Below are 15,038 nucleotides of genomic sequence, written 5' to 3'. Positions count from 1 at the left end.
TGAGGAGGCACGAATGCGGGGCGCAGGCTTTTCTTTTTTACACCTCTCATCTCAAGATCGTATCAAAAGCACGGGCACCGGCGCACCTGGCGCACTCTTTGATTACGGAAGTGTTATGTAATTGGCAAATGCCGCAACCGCTTCCGTTCTACCAAGCCCTTCGTTTTATGACCCGTCGCTACTGCTGGTCGTTGCTCCTGTTGATACTGTGCGTTGCCCCGGCAACGGTGCGCGCCCAAACGGTCTACGACACCACCCGCGTAAACGGTACCCCGGCCGTCATCGTAACCGAGGCAGCGGGTGCAGGCATCTCGCCGAAGGGATCGAGTGCCTCATCGGTTACGTGGACGAGCGATTACACCTGGATTCTTGACGGGCATGTGTTCGTCAACGAGGGCCAGCTCTTGATGATTGAGCCCGGCACCGTTGTTAAAGGACGCCCCGCCACCGATACGCGGCCGCCGAGTGCCCTCATCGTCGCACAGGGTGGGCAGATTTTTGCGCGCGGAACGGCCGAGCAGCCCATCATCTTTACCACGACGAAAGACGACCTCACCACGACCGACGACCTGCCGTCCACCTTCCGCGGCGGATGGGGTGGGGTGGTGCTGCTTGGGCGCGCCCCGCTGAACACCTATCCGAACGTGCTGAACGTCGAGCTTCTATCCGTGGGCGAGCCGCGCAGCGTCTACGGCGGCCAAAACCCGGACGACAGCTCCGGCATCCTGCGGTACGTCTCCATCCGCTACGGCGGCACGTCGTCTGGCAACCCCAATGAGAGCACCACACCGGAGTACAACGGCCTTACCCTTGCCGGCGTGGGACAGGGCACGACCATCGAGTACGTTGAAACCTACAAAAGCCGCGACGACGGGGTCGAGTGGTTTGGCGGCACGGTGGATGTGCGCTATCTCGTATCGGCGTTTGCTGAAGACGACGCACTGGATATGGACCAGGGCTACCGCGGCCGTGGGCAATTCTGGCTCGTCCTGCAGGGCAGCGTCTCGGCCGATCGGGCCGCAGAAATGGACGGCGGCGATGCCTCGTTTGGCGGCGAGGATCGCAAGCCGTATGCTACCCCCATCATCTTCAACGCAACCCTGATTGGCTCGGGGCTTGACGGGGCCGGCGGCACCGCGCTGTTCTTCCGGGATAACTTTGCGGGCTCGCTGTACAACTCGATTGTGGCGAGCTTTCCGGAAACCGTGGTGCGGATTGAGGACGTTCCCACGACGCGATCGGGCGACAGCTGGGCGCGATTTAGGCAAGGGACGATCCGGATTGCGGGCAACCTCTTTCATGAAGCGGGCGGTGCGTTTTCCGCGGGCACCGGCAGTGCAATGCGTGGCCTGGTGGGCAACCAAGGCACCCTGGGCGATTCGCTTGCGGCCTATTTGCAGCGCAACAACACGGTCGCAACGCAGCCGCCGTATCAAAACCTCTCGCGCAACAGCTACGGGCAGCTTACCAGCCTCAACCTGCGAGCCACCGGCCCGGCCACGTCGCTTCCGGGCATTGAAGAGCCCAGCGGCTTTTTCCGCGACGTGAACTACGTTGGCGCGTTTGGCTCCAAGGATTGGGCGGCGGGGTGGACGTTCATTGGAACGGGCGGCACGGCATACCCTGGGCTCCAACTTCTCGAATAGGCTGTGTCTGAAGTGCGCGCTTACGCCCGCGAGGCGGCCTGATCCATGGCGGGCTCAGGCAGCCGCTGTTGCACCAGGAGGGCCATGGCGAAGGCTGAACAGGCGGCCCCGATGGCGTTGCTTACGTATCCCAGCGGGCCGAAGGTAAGCCCTGCGACAAAGCTTCCAAACCCAAAGCCCCCCTGACCGGCCCCCACGGCGAGACCCATCAGCAGCCCCCGCTGCCGGTCGGGGACGAGCGCCGTGAGCAACGATTGCAAGGGGCCGATGCGCATGCCCACCGTCGCCATCGCGCCGAAGAACAGCACCGCCACGCTATAAAAGCCGCTAACCATGTACGGGGTGACGAGCATGATCACCCCAAGCAAGGCGCTCGTCCACACGATGATGGGCTTGCGTCCGATGGTGTCCGACAGGCGCCCGGCCGAGGGCGCGGCCAGGATGTTGCCCAGCCCGCCAATGGCAAACAGCAGCGCCACCTCGTAGCTCGACAGGCCGATCGAGGTTTCGAGCCAGGTGGGCAAGAAGGTGGTTAGCAAGCCAAAGCCAAAGAACATGAGCACGTAGCTGCCGACAGCGGCGCGGGCTGTGGCGTCGTTGAGTACGCGCCGGTACTTGCGGATGCCGCGCCGGAAGGTGACGCGCTCGGGATCGAGGTCGGCCTCGGGCGAGGGCACGTAGCGCCAAATGAGCACGGTGGCCCCGGCCATGGTAAGGGCAAACCCTAAAAACGGCCATCGGTAGCCAAATGCCGTGGCAAGTACTTTCCCCAACGGCACGCCGGCCACTTGGCCCAGGGCCGTGCCGCTCATCACCCAGCCGTTGGCCCACCCCCGCTGCTCGTAGGGAAAATAGTCGCCGATGTACGCCACCGACCCCCCGCTGAGCATTCCGCCCCCGATGCCCGCCAGAATACGCATGATGAGCAGCAGCTCGTAGTCGGCCGCCACGGTGTGCAGCGCGAGCGTTACCGTCATGAGCCCGGTGCCCAGAAGCAGCACGCGGCGGCGCCCGATCCGATCGGACGCGGGCCCCACGAGCAAGGCCGAGCCGGCAAGCGCCACGGCGTACGACGTCAGCAGCATGCCCCGCCAGAACTGATTGACGCCCAGCGTTGCACCAATCTCCGGCAAGATGGGAACCATGATGATGAGCTGGCTGCTCGTGGAAAACATCATGAGCCACAGAGCCAGCAAGATGAGGTACGGCGATGTCTGCTGTGCGCGAGGAGTTCCCACGGAGGCAACAGGGCGTCAGGAAAAGGGACGAAGCAGATAGACCTGTAGAACGGAGGCGCTTGTTCGTTCCAGCAGGGCGGGCTGTTGCCACGGAATCAACACACCGAGTGCAACAAACAGCGCCCGCGCCTTTGAGCAGACGCAGGCGCCATCTGAACAGTGCGTTGGGCAACTGCGCTTAGGGCCGAATCGTGGCGCGATTGTTTTCGAGCAGAAGCTGCGCGCTCAACGACTGTGCCAACGCCTGCAGCACCTCCTGTGCGGGCTGCGACCGGCTGAAGGTGCCCGTTACCGTTTCGGACTGCAGCTTCGGGTGCACCGCAATTGGCATCTTGTAGTGCTGCGACAGCTGCTGGGCGATGGTAGCCAGCGGCGCATCCTGGAAGATGAAGAGCCCCGTCCATGCCAATGCGTCGTTAATGTTGACGCGCTCGGGGGGCACCGGCTCGCTGCCGCGTGCCACCACGCTGCGCTGCCCCGGCTGTAAGGTGACGGCGCTGTTGGGGCCTCCCGTACGTGCCTTCAGGCGCACGCGGCCCGTTGCCAGAATGACCTCGGTGCGGCGCTCTTCGGCCGTCACCGCAAACTGGGTGCCCAGCACCGTGGTTTGCGCCGTGGGGGTGGTAACGGTAAATGCGGTGCGGCCCTCTTTCACGTCAAAGAAGGCTTGTCCGGCCGACAGGGTAACGGCCCGATCGAAGCCGTCGCCCGGCACATACTCCAGCATCGCAGCCCCTTGCAGGCGCACCGTCGATCCATCGGCAAGCGTCACCATTTCTTGTGCGCCCTCGGCCACGCGCACGGTGGTGGTATCGGGTTCCCACGGTGCCACATACAGCACGGCGAACAGCACCACCAGCATCGCCACACCGGTGCCCCAGCGCACAAGCAGGCGCCGGTTGGCCGACGTTTCGTTGCGGGCGATGGGCGCACGCCCGGCGCGCACACCATCGCGAGCGGGCGCTTGGCCGTTCGCCCGATCGGGAGCATTCGCGGCATGCGTAGCCCACATTTCTTCGAAGTCGGCGCACGCGCTGCGGATGTCGCGCACGACGTCATGCAGGGCGGGATGCGCCGCGAGGGCCGCTTCAATCGTGGGGCGGGCGTCGGCCAACGCGCCGCGCTCTGCTTCGCTCAGCAGATCGCCCTGCCCGGCCGCGTCGAGGGCATACAGCACCAGCAGCGAGCGGTCGGGGAGGTCGTCATTAAACTGCGTCGCGATGCGCTCGCGGGCCGCGCGCCACGCAACGAATGCCTGCGCAAGGGCGTCATCCGCAGCCAAGCGCTCGCGCAGCTCGTCTTGGGCCTCCGGCGAGAGGGCGTCGTGAAAAAGTAGCGTTTCGTACAAAGGATCCATTGCTCAATTGGTCAATCAGAAGGCCGTTCGCGTCGATACGCTCGACGGTCGGGGGGTTCATCTGTAGGTCTGCATAGGGAAGCCGCATGATGTTCAGGATAAGTAACACACCTGTCGCCTATGCTATGCACCCCCAAGCAATACAAAGAGCAACAGCCCCGCTAAGGCATCGCGGAGCTTGTCGAACGCCCGCTTCACCTGCATCTTAATCGCCGCCTCGGTGGTGTCAATCATCTGGGCAATCTCCCGGTATTTGTACCCGTACTCACGCAGCTCCAAAATGCGCTGGGCCTTCGGCGAGAGAAGCTCCATGGCGCGCTCCACATCCACGCGGGCGCTTCCATCATCGGGGGCCGTGGTGCGGTCGAGCGGCAACTCCGGATCGTACAGCCGCTCTTTCATGTCGTAGCGGCCCCGGTAGTAATCTTGCAGCTCAAAAAGCGCCGCCTTCATCGCAAACGCCTTAAAGCTGCCCGGCTTGTTGATGTCTTCGATGCCGTTGTGCACCCGCAGCAGCGTGTTTTGGATCAGGTCGTCCACGTCGGGCGTTTTCCCAATGCGCTTAATGAAGTAGCCCTTCAAGATGGGTTGCAGCGCATCGAGGAGCACCGAGCGCGCCCGGTCATCGCCATCCTGGGCGCGGCGCACGCGATCGGGGTCAAACGGAGAAGCAGCGTCAGCCATACGGCCTTGCACACGGTTCGATGAACAGAAGATGACAGGCTACGAAAAAATAGGCGCAGACTGTCAATAGTACGAAGGTCATCACGTGGAAGCGAACTGTTTTGTATTCGTTCCGTATGAAAGGGGTGATGACACAAACGCAGGCGTCATTCTGGCGCAATGGGTAGTACGCAACCGCGTGATTTCAATCAACAACTTTGAGACATCATGAGCCTGTACGATCTCCACGAGGCCCAGTTGAACGACATGGAAGGGCAGGGCTTCGCTTACTCGCAGAAAACGGTTTACGGAAAGGCGTACAAAGGCGTCTTTTTCGGGGAAGACGCCGATACGATCGAACAGCTTGCTGAGGTAGAAGAGGGCGAAGACGAGCCGACCTTCACCGGCATTCTGTACGACCGGAGCCGAGAGCGCGAGAAGAGCTTCTCCATCAACATCACCAAAGTGATTAGCACGCCCACCGGAGAGCGTGCGGACTTCGTGGCAACGGAAAAGCCGTAGCGTTCTGCTTCGCGTTCGAAACGCCCCCTGATTCAGGGGACCTCATCAGCCCACCAGGCGGCCCTGCCGCTTGGTGGGTTTTTTATTGGGGTATGGCCTGAAAATCTTTCGGGGCTTGTGCCCCGGCGGGCTGCCGCGGGCACGCTTGGCCCCTAACGGCTCCCCCAACGCTTAGCGGCCGCTGCGGAGGTTGACGGCGAGCCCCACCATGGGCGTCGCGCCGACAAGGTCAACGCCGCCAAAAACCACGACGCGCGACGCGTTAACGACCAGCCCCACCGGCACGGCAGCCCGCGTGCTGTACGTATCGTCCTGCGTTTCCACGTGCACCCCAAGCCCCACCGCCGGCTGCACCACCGACCGAAAGACGTTGCCAAAGCCCAGCATCTGTGCCGTAAGGTGCTGCCGATCCTCGCCCGTGAGCACGCGGGCGTTGATTGACGTTTGCAGCAAAAAACCGCCCGACGGCTGCACGTAGCCCGCCATAAGTCCGAGCGGCGCCTCGCCGGTGCCGTAGTACCCCACCGTACCGCCCACCAGGGCGGTAAGGCCCACGGCGGCGAACGCCACGGTGGCCGCGGGCCCCAACGAAACGTCGTCCTCGTCGTCGCCCGCATCATCATCGCCCGACGCCCGCGGCTCCTCATCGGCGGCGCCTCGGCCCATGGTGGTGCGCGGAGCGGCGCGGCCCGCGGCGTCGTCGCGGTCCACGTAGTACGGATCGGGGCCCACGCGCCACCCAATGAAAATGCCAATCCGCGGCGTAAAGATGGTGGGCACCGGCTGCTGACGTGACGCCCGATCGGAACGCCCGGAGCGGCGAGCGGCCGTCCGCCCGGCTTCCACAAACCCGACGCGGAGCACGGTGGGCCGCGCCAGCGTGACGCCGGCCTTCAGATACGACAGGGCCGCTGCGCCCTCCGTGTCCAGAAAAACGCGCGACGCCGACACGTCCACCGTAAACCGGTAGCGCGCCGGGTGCGGAGCCAGCCGAAAACTGTCGACCGCCACAATCATTTCGGCCACCTGCTGGCCCTCCACCAGCACATCGTACTTCACCTCCACCTGCGTCATGCGGAAGCCCTGCAGCACCGAGCGCGCGGCGGGGCCGGGCCGGCCGTTCACCCACAGGCTGTCGCCCGGCTGCCACGACCACGTGAAGGTCCACTGCGCCGCCGAAGCCTCCGGCTGCACCCGGTAGCGGTAGTCGAGCGCAAGCGCGGCCACTTCCGGCAGGCGCTGCACCGCTGGATCTGACGGAACCGCCGCGGGCGCCGGCCAATCGTTCAGGACCACGCGGCCTTCGCGGGCGGGCTGCGCCTGCGCCCCGCTGGCCAGGCCAAGGGCATGCAGGCAAAGGATGCCCCCCACAACCCAACAGATACCACGTACATACAGCGAAACGGTGGCTCCTACGAGGGGCCGCAGCGAGGTTTTCCAAGGCATCATGACAAGCGGAACCAACGGCATAATTTATGCGGGGATGTTTGTACGTGTAGTCGCCCCAAGCGATGCATCCGTCACACGCCTGCGCAATGTAACATACAAGAAACAGCCCGTTGGGGGATACGTATTGACTTCTGTCTGGCTGTAGTCTATGTTGGAAAAGCAACTGTAATGCCCTACGATCTGGTCCCCGTAGCGTGTGGTGTGCAGGGCTTCCGACAGCGCCGTTTTTGGTGCCGAGCCCCGGTACAGCAGCAGGCAAGTAGATCCGCCGCAGCGCCCTGCAATGCACGCGGCCCTCGGTTGTATACCGACGGTTAGGCGCAGGGCGTCGGCAAGCGTTCGTTTATAACAAAGGTCATGTCGATCATGGAGTTGGCTCCGCTCACGGTATTGAACAACCAGTATACGATTAAACGTACGCTGGGCGATCCTGGGCCGTTTGACATCAAATACCTGGGACAGCACATTGAAACGGAAGAGCAGGTTATCATCCGGGAGTACTTTCCGACGTTCCTTATCGAGCGCGCCTCGGGAAAGACGTCGGTTGAGGTAACCGGTGGCGAGAAAGAGGGATCGCTCTACCAGTCGGGGATCGAGTACTTCCAGAAAGAATCGGAGGTGCTTGGGGAGCTCTCGCACGAAGCTTTGCCATCGTCATACGACGTGTTTGAGGCGAACGGCACCATCTACCGGGTGCGTCCCTACGAGCCGAGCATGTCGCTGGCCCGTGGGCTGGAAGACAAAGGCGCCCTGTCGGAAAAGGCCGCGCTGACCATCATGGTGCCGGTGCTAAAGGCGCTGGAGGCCGCGCACGAAGCCGGCTTGTACCACGGCGGCGTATCGCCCCTGACGATTCGGCTGCGCGAGGGCGGGCAACCGATGGTTACCGGCTTTCGCGGCTCGTTCATTCAGCTTGCCCGCCAGAGCGGTCAGTTGAACAGCTTGGTGCAACCGGGTACGAGTGCGATCGAGCAGTACACCCCGCGCGGCAACCAGGGCCCGTGGACGGACGTGTACGCGGCCGCTGCAACCATCTGCACGATGGTGACCGGCCAGGACATGCCGAAGGCTTCAGACCGTCTCGGCGACGCGGACCCGCTGCTTGAGCTCTTGGAGGACGCGGCGTCGTTCTCCTCGCCCGGCGTTCGCGATGCCCTCACCCAGGCGCTCGTGGTCGATCCCTCGAAGCGCATGCAAGAGGTGGAGGAGCTGCGCAGCACGCTTGAAGACGAATCGGTGCGCTACGAGGGCGACGGCGAAGGCGAGGAGGCCTTCGAGATTATACCGGTTGAAGCCGACATTGCAGCGCCCGCCGACGACGATGACGATGCTTCCACCGGCGAGATTGAGGTGCTGTCCACCGGCGACTCCGACCGCCCGTCGCGGCCCCGGCGTACCGGCAAACGCGGCACGCTGCGCCGCAACCGCACCGCCTTGTTCATTGTTCTGCCCCTGGTGCTGTTGGCTGCTGGCGGAGGAGCATGGTACTTCACGCTTGGGCCGGGCGCTTCTAATCCTGTGGCCACAAAAACGTACCAGGAGTATCGCCAAACGGCTGACTCGCTCTTTGCCGAGGCTAACTACAACCAGGCCGAAACCTACTACCAGAACGCACTGAATGTGCGCCCCGAGGACCAATACACCATCCAGCGGCTCAACCAAATCAGCGAGCTGCAACAAGAATCGAGCGCACGGCAATTTCAGCAGCAGATGGATCGCGGCTTACGCCTGAAGAACAAGGCCGACTCACTCGCTCAGCTCGATCAGTACAGCGAAGCCAACCGCCTGTATTCCCGCGCGATGGCCGCGTACTTCCGCGCCCTCGACATTCGTCCGGGCAACCAGCAGGCCCTCGACATGCGTGCGCAGATTGACCAGCGCCAGCTTGAGCTTGCGCGTCAGCAGATTGGCGGCATGGGCGGCGGACAAGCAAGCGTCGGCCAAATCGCCTCGTTCTTTCAGCAGCAAGGCAACCAGCAGCTGCAAGCGGGGAACTTGCGCGTAGCACTGAGCAAGTTCCAGCAGGCCGCCAATTACAAACCCAACGACCCCAACCTGCAACGCATCATTAATGACCTGCAGCAGCAGATCGAGCAAAACCAACAGCAGGACCAGTACCAGGAGTACTTCAGCCGCGGCCAACAACTGCAACGCCAGGGCAACTACGCGGCTGCGCTAGAAGCCTTTCGCAACGCCGCGGAAGTGCAGCAAACGACCGAGGTGGAAGCCGCTATAGCCACCACCGACAGCCTCCGCCAAACGTCCCAAGCGGCCCAGGCGCAGTACAATCAGTACATTTCGCAAGCCGATGCCGCGTTCCAGCAAGGCAACTTTGAAACGGCTGTCGAAATGTACCAGAACGCGCTGGAGGTGCGCCCAGGCGACGACTATGCTGCGCAGCAGCTTGAGAAGAGCCGAAGCGAATTAGAGATGCTGCGGTTGGCGCGGGCCAAGCAGCAACAAAACAAGCAGCAGAAGGAAGCCATGCAGGGCGAGCAGGGCATCTACAACGTGGTTGACCAAGCCCCCAAGGTAAAAGGCGGACTGGCGGCCCTGCACGAAGACGTTCAGTACCCGCAACAGGCCGCTCGCCAGGGCATTGAGGGCAAGGTGTACGTGCAGGCTGTCGTTAACGCGGATGGCACGGTGCGCTCGGCACAAGTGGTACGCGGCATTGGCGGCGGCGCCGACGAAGAAGCGCTTGAGGCCGTGCGCGAAGCGGAGTTTATCCCTGCCAAGGTTGATGGCAAACCCGTACCGGCCAAAACGGTCGTCTGGGTCCGCTTTAGCCTGGACAATTAGCAGTGCAACTTGTGCGTTGCCACCACCCACCACAAGCGCCGTCGAGCTTTTGCCTGGCGGCGCTTGCTTATGCCGTAACGCGCCGGTAGCACGCCTGGTGCTTCGCTGCAGTAGCAGCTAGCGATAGCTCGTCCTGGAGCTGGGCCCGCGCGGCAGCGCCTGCCGCCGGTGCTTCTAAGGTGCGCCTAATCGCCTGTGCAAGGGCTTGGGGGCGCGACGCGTCCGCAATGCGAAGAGCGCCTTCCACGTGCGCATTGTATGCCAAAAAAAGCGGCAAACGAGACGTTACGATGGGCCGACCGGTTGCTATCCACGTGGCAAGCGACCCCGACGCCGACGCCTCTCGAAAGGGACAGGCCGCCACGTCGGTGGCTGCCAAGTACTGCCGAAGCACATCGTCCGGAACGTATCCTGTAATGCGGAGCCGACCGGCGCACCCCAACGCTGCAGCCTGCGCGCGCAAGTGCTTGGCGAACGCCGGACTGTTCTTCCCGGGGGCTCCCGCACAGACCACCATCACATCCTCCGGTAGATGAGGAAGCGCGGCAATGAGCCGGTCGTGGCCCTTGCGACGATGAATGTACCCCAGCACCGTACACACCCGATAGTCTTCGAGTCCTAAGGCTGCCTTGGCCGCCTTGGCTTCCGGCACGTCGATGCGCTCCACAAAGTGCGGAATGACCGTGGGCCGTGGCATGAGCGCCTCCGCGCGCCGGGCCTCTTCTGCCGTACACACCAACACCTCCGCAGCCGACCGCGCGATGTCCCGCGTCGCCCGCGCATTGTCATATTCGCGATGGAGAAAGTCGAGCGCCTTGCCGGCTGAGGCCCGCCAGGCGTCCACAACGGTACGTGCCGATGCCGTCGTTCCGGACGCATCCGCGACCCGTTGCCGCCGCTGCCGCCCCGAAGCCCGCTGGGCCCACAACCGGCGAAGCATGCCCCACGGGCCGTAGCCATCGCGCACGTCGTGCAGCGTCACCACATACGGCGCGTGTAGGTGCGCTGCCAGGTACTGTACGTTTCGCCGAGCGGCATGCGCCCCCCCCCACACCCGCGGGTTGTACTGCACATGCACCACATCGGCCGGTGCCATCGCTGCAAGGGCTGCATCCAACGCGTCGGCGTGACGACCTGCATCCTCGGGCAATACGCACGCCGCCTCAACCACGCGGCCCGGCTGATGCGCGCGCACCGCTGCGGCCAGCAGGCGCCCGTACCGACACACGCCGTGCGACGCTTCTCCCATGTGGATGTATCCAACCGTCATAACCAACCGCTCTCCGTTCGCAAGACATCCATTTTCCATCGCAGCCGCTGCCACCGGGCCCGCCATTGCGCGCGGCGCCGCATCGATTGATTCGAAAGCAGCGGATACCGCCAACGCCGCATTTCAGTCCCCGCCACCGCCTCAACCACGCATACGTCGCGCCACGGCAGCTCCGTACGCCACCGTGTGGCCACCGATGGGTCGATCGGACGCGTGACGCGCTGCTTCCACGGCTCGCGCTCGACGTCCACCGTGTCGGGCGGCGTTTGGTGGAAATGCACCATCGCCGGATCAAACGCAAGCCCCACGGCACGGCATAGCGTGCGAAGCGTCGCTTCCGGACTGCGCACGAGCGCTTCAAAGCGGACGGTGTGCACCGCCGCTGGGTGCGTCGCGGCTGCGGCCCGTCCGGCGGCTACATGCTCAACCCAGAGCTCCGCATCGCGGGCAACGTATCCCGAGCGCCAGGGCACCGTGCGCCACGAGTTGACGACCGCACGGGCGTCGCGCACCACGTGAATGACGCGCGCCCTGGGAAACCAGTCCAGCAACTGAGGTATGTGGCGCACATGGTCGGGCGTTTTTTCGCCGACTACGGACGCGCCCGTGTGCGCCGCAAACGTGCGCAGCAGCGCTTCAAAGATGGCTTGCGGGTCGTGCGCTGCGCGGGCCGCGCGGTGGAAGGCATCGGGGGCGCCCATCGCCGGAAAGAGGGGGCCGGCCGCCAATGCCTCGATGAGGGCAGGCGGGCTGTGGCGCCGGGCCTTCTGCACGAGGAAGGTTTCCGGCGCGATGGCCACTTCAGGGTGCGCATTGAGCAGGCGCTGCACCAGGGTCGTGCCCGAGCGCGGACAGCCCACCACAAACAACGGTTTGAATGCGCTAGCGGACATGTGGTGGAGTGGCGTATCCCAGGGTCTTTAGCAAAGCGCCTGCTTCCTGCGCCGCCACCTGCTGCTGTGCAACCGTCAGAGCTGTTTGCCAGGCTCCTACCGAATCGTCGCGTGCTTCCGCGAGCGCCTCAGCAAACCCAGCGCTGACGGGCGCCTCGTATCCGAGGAAGCGGGCAAGCGCCGCCCCAGTAGCCGCTGGTTCCTGTACCAGTGCCTCGTACCGCAGCGTGTGCTGCTGATGCGTTGGCACATGTGCAAGCCCCGCCCGGGCAGCCGCCACGTGCCGCCGCCACGTCCAGATACACCGATGAAAGGTGGTGGTGGCGGCAAAGGCTTCGCGCCGCTCCGGTGCCACCCAAAACCGCGCCGTTGTCCCGAAGGACTGCCCATCGTCGTCTGCCCCAGCGCCCTGCGGCTGCATCCACGGCTTTTGGCTGTGCGAGAGCGCTGCGTCCCGCCCGTCGCGCACAATATGCACGAAACGGGCATCGGGAAACGTATCGTAGAGGAAGGGGATGAGGAAGCAGTTGCGCGGCGTCTTTTCCGCAAAGCGCTCATCGCCATCGGCCCAGGCCCGCAGCAACCAGCGATACACCCGCCGATAGTAGCGCGCGGCGCGCTGGGTAGACCAATTGCCCCGGTACACGTGGCGGGCTGCTGCTTTCGTAAAGGGCGGCTCGAAGTGATACGAGAGGCCGGGCAGGTGCGCAATGCAGCGTCCCAAAAACGACGTGCCAGACCGCGGCGCGCCCACAATGAACACCGGCTGGCGCAGCCGCGGACGCACCGAGGCGACCACCCGCTGCAGTGTAAGCGGGCGACGCACGTAGCGGTGCTTTCGCTCGCGCCGCCACGTGCGGTACAATAGATCAACGAACGATAGCGATTCAGGCATAGCGTATCAGCTCCAGAAGCGACGCACCTTGTGAAGCACGCGCTCCCACAGCGTGCGTTGTACCCCGCCAACACTGCCAATGGGCTGCAGGCCCCACTTCTCGGCAAAGCGCTCTTTATCCACCTCGGTGTCGCTGCGCTGGCGCTCGGTCTCGTCCAGGTACGCCACCGGCTTGTGGTCGAACACGGCCTTGCGTACAGCCTGCACGTTCATGCCCGCGCGCTTGCACTGCATGAAGAAGTCGTACAGCTCGTAGTAAAAGTCGTAGCGCGGATCGAACTGGACCGCCTCCAGCACCTCGGCGCGCAGCAGCATGGTGGCAAGTCCGCCGTCGACGCGCGCGCTCGAAAGCCCCACGGCATCGGCAGCCTCCACCGTTAAGAATTTCTTGGTGACGATAGGCGTTTCGCCCTGCTCGCCCTCCACAAAAAACTGCCCCATCATGCGGTACTGGTCGTACTCGTTCCACACGCCCGTGGCAATATCCACCCCGTCGTGGGTGTCCAGGTAGGTCATCAGCGCCTCGACGGTGCCGGGGCGCACCTCGATGTCGTCGTCGAGGTAGAGGAGGCGCGGCGTTTCAAGCGCCTCGGCGATGAGGCGCCGGGCCGCCGACGGCCCCACCGGACGCGGCGCGGCGCGGTACGTGACGTCCTCAGCCGCCGCCCACGTAGCCTCCAGCTCGGGATTGGCAAGGCTGTCGAGCACCACCATGTGGTGTGGCGTCGTCACGTGCGTTCGCACGCTGCCAATGCAACGCTCCAAGCAGCCTGGGCGACCGGCAGTGATGATGCCAATGGTGAGTGGAACAGCCATGAATGCTTAGGAGGTTGAACGCGACGGACGAAACGGTGCGGTGAGGGCGCGCGCCAGCCGAAGCGCGCGATACACCAGCGGGCGCTGCAAAAGGTAGAGGGCGCCGGCGTAGGCCAGGAGTCCACTCCCGACGCCCGCGGCAAGGTGCACGTACAGATTGAGTGTCGGGAGGCTCCACCGCACAACCGCGCTAAGGCCAATGCCCACCAGCGCCGCAGCCGCGACAGGCGCCAGCGCGCGCAGATACGCGCCCACCGGTAGGCCCACGAGCCGATGCACCATCCACCAGCCCAGCGGCGCTACCAGGTACCCGCCCGCCACGTACGCCACCGCAATGCCCATCGCCCCGGCCGAAAAAGCCAGCGCCAGCGCCATCAGGCCGAGGCGCACGCCCCAGTACAGCGCCACCTGCACCAGCGTCCACGACGAGCGGCCCATCCCTTTGATGACCGCTCCATTGAACAGCGTGATGCCTTGCAGCAGCCCCATGGCTGCCAGCACGCGCAGCAGCGGCCCGCTCGGTGCCCACTTATCCCCGAAGAGGACTACCATCACCTCGGGCGCCCACAGCATCAGCAAGCCGAACAGTGGAAACGCGAGCGCCGCGCCAAACTGCGTGGCCGACCGGTGAAAGCGCCGCACCTGGGCCGGGTCGTCCTGCATGCGGCTAAAGGTGGAAAACGTGACGCGCGACGTCGCCCCCGTAAGGAGTTGCGACGCCGTGTGCATCTGCCGAAACGCAAGGTCGTACAGTCCCAGCGCCACCGGCCCCAGAAACGCCCCCACGAGGAACGTGTCGCTACGGTTGGCCGCAAAGTTGAGCAGGCGCGTACCGGTCATGTAGGCGCTAAAGCCAAAGAGCTCCCGGAACCGCTCTGCAGAAAACGTAAAGCCGGGCCGCCAGTCGCTCGCCGTCCACAGCACCACCATCTCCACCGCGTTGTACGTCACCTGCTGACCGATGAGGCTCCACACGCCAAACCCGGTCACCGCCATCCCGATGCCCACTGCGCCTCCCAGCGCGACCGCCGCAAGCGACCGCAACGCCAGCACGCGAAAGTCCATTGTGCGCTGAAAGAGCGCCTGCTGCACGCCGCTGAGGCTTCGCAGCACGAACACCACCGCCAGCACGCGCAAGAGCGGCGTCAGGGCGGCTTCACCCATGACCTGTGCGATCCACGGCGCGGCCCCCGCCGTAAGGCCCGCCAGCACCACTCCGGTGCCCACATTGATCCACAGGGCCGTATCCAAGTGCCCGTCGGTGAGCGTCTCACGCTGCACGATGGCATCGGAAAAGCCCTGATCGATGAGCACCTTTGCCAGCGCCACGAACACCCCTGCGAGGGCCACCAGCCCAAACGCAGCCTCCGAGAGCAAGCGCGCCAGCACCAACATCACCATAAAGTTGGCAATGCGCCCGCCCCAGTCCTCGACGGTCGTCCAGGCAATGCCGGTGGTCGTTTTTTCGCGGAGGGAAGCAGCCATGC

General features: G+C 64.3%; 12 protein-coding genes. 3 read left to right on the top strand and 9 right to left on the bottom strand.

The genetic code is table 11. The features are described 5' to 3' along the window. Positions 1–167: 167 nt before the first annotated feature. On the top strand, positions 168–1,646 hold the full coding sequence (locus tag SALLO_RS17175; RefSeq protein ID WP_022836731.1) for a hypothetical protein: 1,479 nt from the start codon (positions 168–170) through the stop codon (positions 1,644–1,646). A gap of 20 nt (positions 1,647–1,666) precedes the next feature. Here the strand turns inward: SALLO_RS17175 and SALLO_RS0112930 are convergent, their stop codons facing one another. The 3 genes from SALLO_RS0112930 to SALLO_RS0112920 form a co-directional block, all read right to left on the bottom strand. After that, positions 1,667–2,824 (bottom strand): MFS transporter, encoded by a 1,158-nt coding sequence (locus SALLO_RS0112930; RefSeq protein WP_051141388.1) that lies wholly within the window; start codon positions 2,822–2,824, stop codon positions 1,667–1,669. Positions 2,825–3,062: 238 nt separating this feature from the next. Then, entirely contained in the window at positions 3,063–4,241 is a 1,179-nt protein-coding gene (locus SALLO_RS17170; protein ID WP_022836729.1) for a FecR family protein, read from the bottom strand. 123 nt (positions 4,242–4,364) lie between these two features. Then, complete coding sequence (locus tag SALLO_RS0112920) at positions 4,365–4,925, bottom strand: RNA polymerase sigma factor (RefSeq protein ID WP_022836728.1); 561 nt, start codon at positions 4,923–4,925, stop codon at positions 4,365–4,367. Between the two features lie 207 nt (positions 4,926–5,132). Here SALLO_RS0112920 and SALLO_RS0112915 point away from each other — a divergent pair, with 207 nt between their 5' ends. Next, positions 5,133–5,426, top strand: coding sequence for a hypothetical protein (locus SALLO_RS0112915; RefSeq protein WP_022836727.1), 294 nt, complete (start codon positions 5,133–5,135; stop codon positions 5,424–5,426). Positions 5,427–5,597: 171 nt separating this feature from the next. On the opposite strand, the gene SALLO_RS0112910 is transcribed toward SALLO_RS0112915, so the two are convergent. Beyond that, positions 5,598–6,875: a hypothetical protein gene (locus SALLO_RS0112910; RefSeq protein WP_169577933.1), complete on the bottom strand. Its 1,278-nt coding sequence runs from the start codon at positions 6,873–6,875 to the stop codon at positions 5,598–5,600. Positions 6,876–7,241: 366 nt separating this feature from the next. Here SALLO_RS0112910 and SALLO_RS0112905 point away from each other — a divergent pair, with 366 nt between their 5' ends. After that, positions 7,242–9,677: a TonB family protein gene (locus tag SALLO_RS0112905; protein WP_169577932.1), complete on the top strand. Its 2,436-nt coding sequence runs from the start codon at positions 7,242–7,244 to the stop codon at positions 9,675–9,677. Positions 9,678–9,744: 67 nt separating this feature from the next. Here SALLO_RS0112905 and SALLO_RS17940 read toward each other — a convergent pair whose 3' ends face one another. Genes SALLO_RS17940 through SALLO_RS17150 form a run of 5 tightly spaced genes read right to left on the bottom strand, consistent with a single transcriptional unit; the run spans position 9,745 to position 15,036 of the window. Continuing rightward, complete coding sequence (locus SALLO_RS17940; RefSeq protein WP_022836724.1) at positions 9,745–10,947, bottom strand: glycosyltransferase; 1,203 nt, start codon at positions 10,945–10,947, stop codon at positions 9,745–9,747. Continuing rightward, positions 10,944–11,840: a sulfotransferase family protein gene (locus SALLO_RS17160; protein WP_022836723.1), complete on the bottom strand. Its 897-nt coding sequence runs from the start codon at positions 11,838–11,840 to the stop codon at positions 10,944–10,946. The genes SALLO_RS17940 and SALLO_RS17160 overlap by 4 nt, the downstream gene beginning before the upstream one ends. After that, positions 11,830–12,735 (bottom strand): sulfotransferase family protein, encoded by a 906-nt coding sequence (locus SALLO_RS17155; RefSeq protein WP_051141387.1) that lies wholly within the window; start codon positions 12,733–12,735, stop codon positions 11,830–11,832. Before SALLO_RS17155 ends, SALLO_RS17160 begins: the two co-directional genes overlap by 11 nt. 6 nt (positions 12,736–12,741) lie before the next feature. After that, positions 12,742–13,551 (bottom strand): glycosyltransferase family 2 protein, encoded by an 810-nt coding sequence (locus SALLO_RS0112885; protein WP_084696297.1) that lies wholly within the window; start codon positions 13,549–13,551, stop codon positions 12,742–12,744. 6 nt (positions 13,552–13,557) lie between these two features. After that, entirely contained in the window at positions 13,558–15,036 is a 1,479-nt protein-coding gene (locus SALLO_RS17150; protein WP_022836720.1) for a lipopolysaccharide biosynthesis protein, read from the bottom strand. Positions 15,037–15,038 lie beyond the last annotated feature (2 nt).

The sequence above is a fragment of the Salisaeta longa DSM 21114 genome (genome assembly GCF_000419585.1).
Taxonomy (GTDB): Bacteria; Bacteroidota; Rhodothermia; order Rhodothermales; family Salinibacteraceae; genus Salisaeta; species Salisaeta longa.
The sequence above is the reverse complement of the archived record's forward strand: the minus strand, read 5'-3'. Positions and strand labels throughout refer to the sequence as shown.

Coding starts and splice junctions, on each gene's coding strand:
- SALLO_RS0112905 (WP_169577932.1), top strand. CDS start 7,242: ATGGAGTTGGCTCCGCTCACGGTATTGAACAACCAGTATACGATTAAA.
- SALLO_RS0112910 (WP_169577933.1), bottom strand. CDS start 6,875: ATGATGCCTTGGAAAACCTCGCTGCGGCCCCTCGTAGGAGCCACCGTT.
- SALLO_RS0112920 (WP_022836728.1), bottom strand. CDS start 4,925: ATGGCTGACGCTGCTTCTCCGTTTGACCCCGATCGCGTGCGCCGCGCC.
- SALLO_RS17150 (WP_022836720.1), bottom strand. CDS start 15,036: ATGGCTGCTTCCCTCCGCGAAAAAACGACCACCGGCATTGCCTGGACG.
- SALLO_RS17170 (WP_022836729.1), bottom strand. CDS start 4,241: ATGGATCCTTTGTACGAAACGCTACTTTTTCACGACGCCCTCTCGCCG.
- SALLO_RS0112930 (WP_051141388.1), bottom strand. CDS start 2,824: ATGATGTTTTCCACGAGCAGCCAGCTCATCATCATGGTTCCCATCTTG.
- SALLO_RS17940 (WP_022836724.1), bottom strand. CDS start 10,947: ATGACGGTTGGATACATCCACATGGGAGAAGCGTCGCACGGCGTGTGT.
- SALLO_RS0112915 (WP_022836727.1), top strand. CDS start 5,133: ATGAGCCTGTACGATCTCCACGAGGCCCAGTTGAACGACATGGAAGGG.
- SALLO_RS17160 (WP_022836723.1), bottom strand. CDS start 11,840: ATGTCCGCTAGCGCATTCAAACCGTTGTTTGTGGTGGGCTGTCCGCGC.
- SALLO_RS17175 (WP_022836731.1), top strand. CDS start 168: ATGACCCGTCGCTACTGCTGGTCGTTGCTCCTGTTGATACTGTGCGTT.
- SALLO_RS0112885 (WP_084696297.1), bottom strand. CDS start 13,551: ATGGCTGTTCCACTCACCATTGGCATCATCACTGCCGGTCGCCCAGGC.
- SALLO_RS17155 (WP_051141387.1), bottom strand. CDS start 12,735: ATGCCTGAATCGCTATCGTTCGTTGATCTATTGTACCGCACGTGGCGG.